Annotated in this window: 7 protein-coding genes and 2 pseudogenes; 3 read left to right on the top strand and 6 right to left on the bottom strand. The window is 71.9% G+C overall.

What is annotated here, in order from left to right:
- The first annotated feature begins 345 nt into the window (after window positions 1-345).
- Window positions 346-756, top strand: coding sequence for a RidA family protein (locus ABD385_RS36875; protein WP_067344297.1), 411 nt, complete (start codon window positions 346-348; stop codon window positions 754-756).
- A gap of 31 nt (window positions 757-787) precedes the next feature.
- Here the strand turns inward: ABD385_RS36875 and ABD385_RS36870 are convergent.
- From ABD385_RS36870 to ABD385_RS36855, 4 genes and pseudogenes are all read right to left on the bottom strand, one after another.
- A pseudogene (locus ABD385_RS36870) lies at window positions 788-1,315 on the bottom strand (IS5 family transposase); the annotation flags it as partial.
- Between the two features lie 2 nt (window positions 1,316-1,317).
- A pseudogene (locus ABD385_RS36865) lies at window positions 1,318-1,646 on the bottom strand (transposase); the annotation flags it as partial.
- Window positions 1,647-1,686: 40 nt separating this feature from the next.
- Window positions 1,687-2,262 (bottom strand): GNAT family N-acetyltransferase, encoded by a 576-nt coding sequence (locus ABD385_RS36860; protein ID WP_425585563.1) that lies wholly within the window; start codon window positions 2,260-2,262, stop codon window positions 1,687-1,689.
- Window positions 2,263-2,541: 279 nt separating this feature from the next.
- Entirely contained in the window at window positions 2,542-4,278 is a 1,737-nt protein-coding gene (locus ABD385_RS36855) for an amidase (RefSeq protein ID WP_344584071.1), read from the bottom strand.
- 222 nt (window positions 4,279-4,500) lie between these two features.
- Here ABD385_RS36855 and ABD385_RS36850 point away from each other — a divergent pair, with 222 nt between their 5' ends.
- Window positions 4,501-5,502: a LacI family DNA-binding transcriptional regulator gene (locus ABD385_RS36850; protein ID WP_344584070.1), complete on the top strand. Its 1,002-nt coding sequence runs from the start codon at window positions 4,501-4,503 to the stop codon at window positions 5,500-5,502.
- A 379-nt stretch (window positions 5,503-5,881) separates the two neighbouring features.
- Here ABD385_RS36850 and ABD385_RS36845 read toward each other — a convergent pair whose 3' ends face one another.
- Both ABD385_RS36845 and tsaD read right to left on the bottom strand, forming a co-directional pair.
- Window positions 5,882-6,463 (bottom strand): GNAT family N-acetyltransferase, encoded by a 582-nt coding sequence (locus ABD385_RS36845; RefSeq protein WP_344584068.1) that lies wholly within the window; start codon window positions 6,461-6,463, stop codon window positions 5,882-5,884.
- Window positions 6,463-7,533 (bottom strand): tRNA (adenosine(37)-N6)-threonylcarbamoyltransferase complex transferase subunit TsaD, encoded by a 1,071-nt coding sequence (tsaD, locus tag ABD385_RS36840; RefSeq protein WP_344584066.1) that lies wholly within the window; start codon window positions 7,531-7,533, stop codon window positions 6,463-6,465. Before tsaD ends, ABD385_RS36845 begins: the two co-directional genes overlap by 1 nt.
- Before the next feature lie 251 nt (window positions 7,534-7,784).
- Between tsaD and ABD385_RS36835 the strand changes: the two genes are divergently transcribed.
- Complete coding sequence (locus ABD385_RS36835) at window positions 7,785-8,186, top strand: transposase (RefSeq protein WP_425585564.1); 402 nt, start codon at window positions 7,785-7,787, stop codon at window positions 8,184-8,186.
- Window positions 8,187-8,328 lie beyond the last annotated feature (142 nt).

The following is an 8,328-nucleotide window of genomic DNA, read 5'->3' as shown; positions in this document are numbered from 1 at the left end:
CACCCTGAGGCCGCATCGGCACCTCCGGCACCACCCGCTGGAACAACTCCCACAACTCATCCGGCACCAGCCGCTCCACGATCGAAACCACGACCAGCACCCTACCGAACCAAATGAGACGACGTCTAAGGCCCGTCCGATGAATCATGTCCGAGGTGTGGCGCGCCCTCGCGTACTTGGACAACCGTCACCGCGCGCTCACACGCGATCTGTCCCAGAAGCGACCCCACGGGGCCCTCGGGAATGGATCACGGCATTCCGTGGCTGTCCTGCATGGATCACCATCGAGCTGGCGGCTGCCGCCACTCGGCTACACACAAACAGTTTTGAAGGAGTGTCAGCACCATGTCCGTGACACCGCCCGCCGCTGAGCGTGTACGCGTTTCCGCGGAGCCCGACTGGTACGAGTCAGCCGGCATATCGCTCGGCATCCGCGTCGGGAATCTGGTCTTCACCTCGGGCCAGGCCCCGATCGACGCCCAGGGGGCCACGGTCGGCGCCGGGGACTTCGAGGCGCAGGCCCGCCAGGCACTCGCGAACCTATCGACGGTATTGACGAACGCGGGCTCCAGCCTCGCCGACGTGGTCAAGGCGACCGTGTTCGTCACCGACATTGCACGGCAGGACATCTTCGCCAAGCTGCGCGCGGAACACTTCCCCAACGAGCCCCACCTTGCCGAGTCGTTCGTAGAGGTCTCCTCACTCGCCGACCCCGAGTGGATGATCGAGATTGAAGCCATCGGGCTCGTCCGGTGAACTGAGGGACCAAGGACCGTGCGGCGGACCATCAACGAACCCACATCCGGATCGCGGCGAGGGTGATCGTTCCGTGAAAGACGTACGCTCTCTTGTCGTACCGGGTCGCCACGGCCCGGAAGCCCTTGAGGGCGTTGAGGGTCCGCTCGACTTCGTTCCGGCGGGCATACAGTGCCCGGTCGAAACCAGCGGGGCGACCGCCCCGACTGCCGCGCCGTCGGCGGTTGGCTCGCTGGTCCCGGCGCTCGGGAATCGTGTGCCGGATTTGCCGTCGCCGCAGGTAACGGCGGTTTCGACGCGAGCTGTACGCCTTGTCGCCGCACATGTGATCCGGACGCGTCCGTGGGTGACCGCCGGCTGGACGCGGGACACGGATGCGGTCCAGCACCGGGATCAACTGCGGCGCGTCACCCCACTGTTCGGGCGTGACCAGGATGGCCAGCGGACGGCATCCGCCATCGCTCGCCAGGTGAATCTTCGTCGTGAGACCGCCGCGAGAACGGCCGATCCCCTCGTCCGGACGATGCTCTGCAGGACGAGCGCGTCGACCCGGTTTCCGGTCAGAGCGGCGGCCTCGGCCACCAGTTCGGCGATCTCGGCCTCGATCCGCTCCTCCTTTTCGACCGGGCGGCCGTAGCTCATCGCCTTGTGCCTGGAGGTATTGACCTCCAGTTTCGTGCCGTCCAGGGCGACACGGCCCATCTTGACCATGTCGAGCTTCTGCGCGAGGTGCAGCGACTGGGTACAGAGGTCGGCGAGTGCGTCCAGGTGACGGCGGCGGAACCAGGCGATCGAGCGGAAGTAGGGGGCCTGGTCGGCGGCAAGGAACTGTAACGCAACGTCGTCGGTGCACTTGCGCTCGATGCCCGCGAGGAGCGGACGCCGGTGGAAGCTCGCGGTGCGCCGCCGGGCCTTCGTGTGTGGCAGTGGTCAGCTTTGCCGGCGGAGATCCAGCATGTAGAAGACCTTGTCGTAGCGGTGTTTGCCGACGGCGACGAAGTCGGGGAGGAGACCGTATTCAGTGAAGCCCAGCGACCGGTAGAGGTGCAGGGCATTGGTGTTGTCGCCACGGGCGTCCAGGGTGAGGACCTCGATACCCGCCTCTCGGGCGTCAGCGATCAAGGCGGTGGTCAGTGCCCGGCCGACGCCACGACCATGGGCAGCAGCAGCTACCGCGATCTTCTCCAGATCGGCGTGTGGCCGATGGGTCGGTCGGGCGTAGCGCAGCCAGTACCCCAACCCGACCAGCCGACGGTCGAGGTAAGCGGCACGCAGGGCCGCGTCCCCCGCCTGCGCTGCAGCGACGACGTGGCCGAGAAGTTCCGCCACCTCATCCCGCGAGGGCGGTCCGACCCAGCCCAGCGCGGCTCCTCCACCGACCAGGTCCGCCAGGATCTGGTGGGCCGACTCCGCAAACCGGGCCTCCAGCTCCGGATCGGAAGTCAGCTCCTGGGCGTCAAGGATGGCGGGCTCAGTGTTCATACCGCTGGTCATGGCCGGATTCATGACCGGCAGCCTAGCCAGCCCAAGACCCAGCCGAGGCCCCGCGCTCCAGCTTCGGGCTGCAGCCAAGCCGTTACTGACCCACGCTCCTAGCCGGCCCAGCACAGCCCACGCGGCCGGCGGCGACGGCCGATGGGAGCGAGGGCGTACAACTCGGGTTGCGCGGCGGTGAACTTGCCGGCGTGGCAGTGCAGGTCGGCGAACGGACGGTTCGTTGCCCTGTGCCAAGGGCCGAGCCCGCCCAGTCGTCGGCCGGCCTCCGCTCGGCATGATGCTGTCAGGTCACCCGGTCGTGAGTCGGGGTGTGCGCGGTGGCTCCGTCCGGCGGGTGCCGGTCGCCTCGAAAGCCGCCGCGAGGGTGAGCAGGGCGTTGTCCTCGTAGGCGCGGCCCGCGAAGGTCATGCCGACGGGCATGCCGGTGTCCGTCATGGTGCCCATGGGCACGGTCACCGTGGGGATGCCCAGGTGGCGGGGGACGAGGTTGCCGTTGGCGACCCAGACGCCGTTGCGCCAGCCGAGGTCGGCGGACGCCTCGGAGACGTCCATGTCCGCGGGCCCCACGTCGGCGACGGCGGGGAACACCACCGCATCCAGGCGCAGTTCGTCCAGCCACAGTTCCAGGTCGATCCGGCGGGTCTCCTCCAGTCCGCGCAGTCCCGCTTCGAGGTGCGGCATGTCGGTGAAGGAGGCGTAGGGCCGCTCGCGCACGAAGCGCGGGTAGTCGGGGACGGTGTCGTCGAAACCGGCGTAGCGGTCGGGGAGTTCGCCCGTGTGCTTGGGCCAGATGCGGTCGCCGTCGACCTCGGTCAGGGTGCTGAGCTCCGGGTCGCCGTTGGCGCGCAGGAAGTCGTCCCATGCCCAGGCGGACAGGTCCTCGATCTCGACCTTGAGGAAGTCACGGCTGACCAGCCCGCGGGTGAGCAGCGAGGGCGTGCCGGGGCGGTCGGACTCGTAGTTCGTGACGACGGGGAAGTCGACCTCGACCACCTCGGCTCCGGCCGCCTCCAGGTCGCGGCGGGCGGCTTCCCACAGGGCGATCACCGAGCGGCGGGTGTCGATCCGCTGCCCGGTCTGGCCGCCGATGCCGCCCTCGGGGTTCGTTCCGGCCTCGGGGTCGGCGTTGACGTACATCTTCGGGACGCCGACCCGCTTGCCGGCCAGGGCGCCGCGCGCCGCCGTGGCGTCGGCGGGCGCGAGCGCCGGGTACGAGGGCGGGCGCACCTGCGAGGCCGCCGGCAGCGTCACCCACGGCTGGGCGCGCCAGAGGTCGCCCCGGGTCTGCGGGTCGTCGGCGACGACGACGTCGAGCAGTTCGAGCAGGTCGGCCATGGTGCGGGTGTGCGGGACGACGACGTCCATGGTCGGCACCAGCGGCCAGTTGCCGCGGACCGAGATCACGCCGCGGCTCGGCGTGTAGGCGCACAGCGCGTTGTTCGAGGCGGGCGCCCGGCCCGAGGACCAGGTCTCCTCACCGAGCCCGAAGGCGCCGAAGGAGGCCGCCGTCGCGGTGCCCGAACCGTTGGAGGAGCCGGAGCCGTAGGCGCTGGTCAGCCAGTCGGCGCTGTACGGGCTCTCCGCGCGGCCGTACACACCGCGTTGCATGCCTCCGTTCGCCATCGGCGGCATGTTGGTCAGGCCGATGAGGACGGCCCCGCCGGCGCGCAGCCGCTCGACGGCGAAGGCGTCGCGTTGCGCGATGAGCTGCTCGAAGGCCGGTGAACCGGCCGCCGCCGTCAGCCCCTTGGCGAGGTAGCTGTCCTTCGCGGTGTACGGGATGCCGTCCAGCGGGCCGAGGGTCTCGCCGCGCGCGCGGCGCGCGTCGGCGGCCTCGGCCTCGGCGCGGGCGTTCGGGTTCAGCACGACCATCGCGTTGAGCGCGGTGGCCGTCCCGGGCCGGTCGTAGGCGTCGATCCGCGCGAGGTAGGCGTCGAGCAGCTCGACCGCGGTGGTCTCGCCCTTCTCCAGCGCCGCGCGCAGGTCGGCGATGCCGGTCTCCACAACGTCGAATCCGCACGTCATGCGGGTGCCTCCTGAGGGGTGGGTCGGGCCGGGCGGAACCGCCGAACGTCGGGCCGATCGGTGCGGCCGGGGAGCTTCCGGCCGCACCGATCGGTGCAAAGATCGACAGCTGGTGCTGGAACGTTCCAGCACGTCCACCCTAAGCAATGCTGGAACGTTCCAGCAAGGGTGCGGACGACGGGCGTGGGAGGTCGGTGCAGGGCTGCGTCTAGACTCCGGGCTGTGACCAGCCGCTCCGTGACCCTGATAGACGTGGCCCGGGCGGCCGGAGTGTCCAAGAGCACTGCCTCCAACGCGCTCGGCGGTTCCGGCCGGGTGTCCGAGAGCACGCGCGAGCGCATCCAGGACGTGGCCCGGGAACTCGGTTACCGGCCGAACACCGCGGCGCGCAGCCTGCGCCGGTCCAGTACCGGAGCGATCGGCCTGTACCTGCCGCGCACGGGGACCCGCCTGGACTACTACATGAACTTGGCGTTCGGTGCGGTGGAGCGTGCCCGGGAGGACGGGTTGGACCTGGTCCTGCTTGCCCCCGGCACGGCGTCCGGCGGGGCGCTCGCCTCCCGGGTGGACGGCCTGCTGGTGATCGACCCCGAGCTCGACGACCCGTCCGTCCCGGACCTGCTGGGCGCGGGCGTGCCGGTGGTCACCGGCGAGCGCTATCTCGGCGCGGGTGTCACGCCCAGTGGCGCCGTGGTGTGCGACAACGCAGCTTCGCTGGCCGCCCTGCTGGACCACCTCGCCGAGCGCGGCGCCCGCCGCCCCGCCCTGCTCGTTCCCGGCCCGGGCTCCGACTGGGCTGCGGCACTGCGCGCAGCCGCGGACACCTGGAGCCGGCGCGAGGGCATCGAGATGGTCGTGCGGACGGTCCCGTTCGCGGCCACACCGGCCGAGGCCGAGGCCGCCACCGCAGACCTCATCGCCGGGAACCCGAATCTGGACGCGGTGGTGTGCGCCCCTGACGGCGCGGTGCCCGGGGTGCTCGCGGCCGCGGTGCAAGCGGGCCTGCGGACGGGGACCGGCCTGCTGGTGGCCGCGTGTGTGGACGGCGCCGCGGCGCGCGGTTCGAGCCCGCGGGTGACGGCGGTCGACCTGCGGGCTGCCGAGTACGGGCGGGCGTGCGCCGCCCTGTTGAGCGAGCTGCTGGCCGGGACGGCCGAGCCCGGCGTCGTACGTCGCCACGACTGGGCGCTGAACGTCCGGGACTCCACCGCCGGTCGGTCCTGAACCCAGCGTGGCGGGCCACCGCGACCTCGACGCCGTCGCGAGCACGACACCAGCTTCCGCCGGCCGGGGAAGGGGAGCCGATGCTCCCCGTCGTCCTCGGACCGGGGCACAGGCTCTATGGGCTGGCGCGCCGCACGGGGCGGTGAGCGGCTGCGTCAGCGGGCGGCGATCACGGCCGGCTGCGTCAGCGGGCGGCGATCACGGCCGGCTGCGTCAGCGGGCGGCGATCACGGCCGGCAGCGTCAGCGGGCGGCGATCACGGCCGGCAGCGCCGAGAGGACGTCGGAGATGCCGGCTGTGCTCAGCCCGCCGCCCTGGGCGACTTCCGGGGAGCCGCCGCCGCGGCCGCCGAGGAGCTGCTTGACCGGCTGCGAAGCGTTCAGGCTCGCCTCCCGGGCGGGAAGACGGCCGTGCGGGCCGGGTGCCGGGGACCCAGGAAGGCCGCGTGGCCGGCTCCTGCGGGGGCGGGGTGCGTGGCCTGCGTCCAGCCGGCGCGCTCGTAGAAGGCCAGGGCGCCGGTGGCGCGGACCGAGGTCAGCAGCCAGCACCGGCCGTCGCTCCGGTCCGCGGTCACCGCGTGCAGCAGCCGGCCGCCCAGACCGGCATCGCGGGCATGGGCGGCGACGGCCAGTTCGTCCACCTCGCGGGCGCCGCACAGCCACTCGGCGGTACGTTGCTCGCCCAGTGCCGCGGATATCCGCGGGTGGCAACGATCGGTGGGGAACGGGCGGGGGGTCGTCCAGGCGGTCGCCCAGCCGACGACCGCGTTGCCGTCCACCGCGAGCGCCGCGGTGAATCCGGGCCGGTCGACGTCCGCGGCGAGCCGCCGCAGGTAGGCATCGGCGTGCGCCGGCCCCTCCGCCCACGGCGCGCCTGAGAACGCGTCCAGGTACACGGCGCGCACGTCCTGCGCGCACGCCAGCAGGCGGCGTGCGGAGACCGGTTCGACGACGGTGACCATCAGACGGCTCGTGCCGTGGGCGCGGGCAGCGGGGTCAGGGACGCGTACTCCAGCGGTGCGGACGGGTCGATGGACACGTTCAGCGGCGCGGGTTCGGCTCCGGAGCGCACCAGCAGGTCGCCGACGGCCGCGATCATGGCGCCGTTGTCGGTGCACAACGTCATCGGTGGCACGCGGAGTTCGACGCCGGCGGCAGCGCACCGCTCCTCCGCCAGGGCGCGCACGCGGGAGTTCGCGGCCACGCCGCCGACGACGATCAGCGTCCGCACGTCGTGGGCGCGGCAGGCGGCGAGCGCCTTGCGGGTCAGCACGTCCGCGACGGCTTCCTGGAGGGCGGCGGCGCCGTCCGCCACGGACGGCTCCTCGCCGCGCAGGCGGTGCTGCTCGACCCAGCGGGCCGCGGCCGTCTTCAGGCCGGAGAAGGAGAAGGCGAAGGGGTCGTTGCCGGGGCGCGTCAACGGCCTGGGGAAGGCCACCGCCTTCGCGTCGCCGTCCCGCGCCGCCCGGTCGATGGCGGGCCCGCCGGGATAGGGCAGGCCGAGGATCCGGGCGACCTTGTCGAAGCACTCGCCGGCCGCGTCGTCGAGGGTGTCGCCCAAGTGGAGGATCGGCTCGCGGACCAGATCCCGGACCAGGAGCAGGGAGGTGTGGCCGCCGGAGACGATCAGCACCACGCACGGCTCGGGCAGCGGGCCGTGCTCAAGGGTGTCCGCGGCGACGTGCCCGGCCAGGTGATGCACCCCGTAGAGCGGGACGCCGGCCGCGTAGGCCAGGGACTTCGCGCCGGCGAGGCCCACCTGGAGGGCACCGGACAGACCGGGCCCGGTGGTGACGGCGACCGCGTCGATCTGACCGACCCGCAGCCCGGCCTGGTCGAGGGCCTGCCGGACGACCGGGTTGAAGGAGTGCAGGTGCGCGCGGGCGGCGATCTCGGGCACCACGCCACCGAACCGTGCGTGCTCGTCCATGCTCGACGCCACCACGTGCGCGAGCAGCTTCCCGTCCCGCACGATCCCCGCGCCGGTCTCGTCACACGATGACTCGATGCCGAGTACTACCGGTGTCCTCACGGCCCCTCCTTTTGCGACAGATTCTCAACTGCAATATATGTGCAATAAGCCGGGCGAGGTGGCGGGGCGTACCGGGATTCCCAGCCGTGTGACCGGTCTGACCAGGGGTGCCCGGATCGGACGGGAGGGAGCCGGCTCGCCATGACCGCGGCCCGCGGCAGCGCCGCCACGGCTTTCGTGGACGTCGCCATGGCTCGATGGGCCACGAAGGCGTCGCCGACAGGTGGCCTTCCGCGTACGGTTCGGGCGTGATGATCGTGGAGCGCCTGGTCCCGGACGGGCTCTGGGAACTGTTTCAGCGCGTCGCATCGGTGGCGCCGCTGGCCGCCCAAGTCGGTGGACGGCGCCGCTACGGCGACCGGGAGGTGCTGGCCGCGATCTTCTTCGTGGCCACCTCCGGCTGCACCTGGCGGCAGACCCCGGAGGACTTCGGGCCGTCCCGGGCGACGGTGCACCGGCGCTTCACCGAATGGAGCCAGGCACGGGTGTGGGACGAACTCCAGCTCCTCGTCCTTGCCGAACTCGACGCGGACGGTGATCTGGACTGGGCACGGTCCGCCATCGACTCGGTGAACGCGCGCGCCACGAGGAAGCGGCCGCGACAAACCCGAAGCGTGACGATCGGGGCAGCTGTGAGGCGACGTTCCGCCTGATCGACGGCAGGGCCGCCGGTCGCCGTCTGACGGCGTGCGTCCGTCGCACCTGTCGGAATGGAGCGAAAGCCCGTCCGCTAACTCGCCAAGACTGCCCCGGGCTTCTTCTTGATCGGATCCTGGAGGAAGATCCGCGGGTCCG

This window comes from Streptomyces lunalinharesii, from assembly GCF_039532155.1.
GTDB classification, from domain to species: Bacteria; Actinomycetota; Actinomycetes; order Streptomycetales; family Streptomycetaceae; genus Streptomyces; species Streptomyces lunalinharesii.
The sequence above is the reverse complement of the archived record's forward strand: the minus strand, read 5'-3'. Positions and strand labels throughout refer to the sequence as shown.

Excerpts from the sequence above, each read along its gene's own strand:
- ABD385_RS36875 (WP_067344297.1), top strand. The coding sequence starts at position 346 with ATGTCCGTGACACCGCCCGCCGCTGAGCGTGTACGCGTTTCCGCGGAG.
- ABD385_RS36860 (WP_425585563.1), bottom strand. The coding sequence starts at position 2,262 with ATGAATCCGGCCATGACCAGCGGTATGAACACTGAGCCCGCCATCCTT.
- ABD385_RS36855 (WP_344584071.1), bottom strand. The coding sequence starts at position 4,278 with ATGACGTGCGGATTCGACGTTGTGGAGACCGGCATCGCCGACCTGCGC.
- ABD385_RS36845 (WP_344584068.1), bottom strand. The coding sequence starts at position 6,463 with ATGGTCACCGTCGTCGAACCGGTCTCCGCACGCCGCCTGCTGGCGTGC.
- ABD385_RS36835 (WP_425585564.1), top strand. The coding sequence starts at position 7,785 with ATGATCGTGGAGCGCCTGGTCCCGGACGGGCTCTGGGAACTGTTTCAG.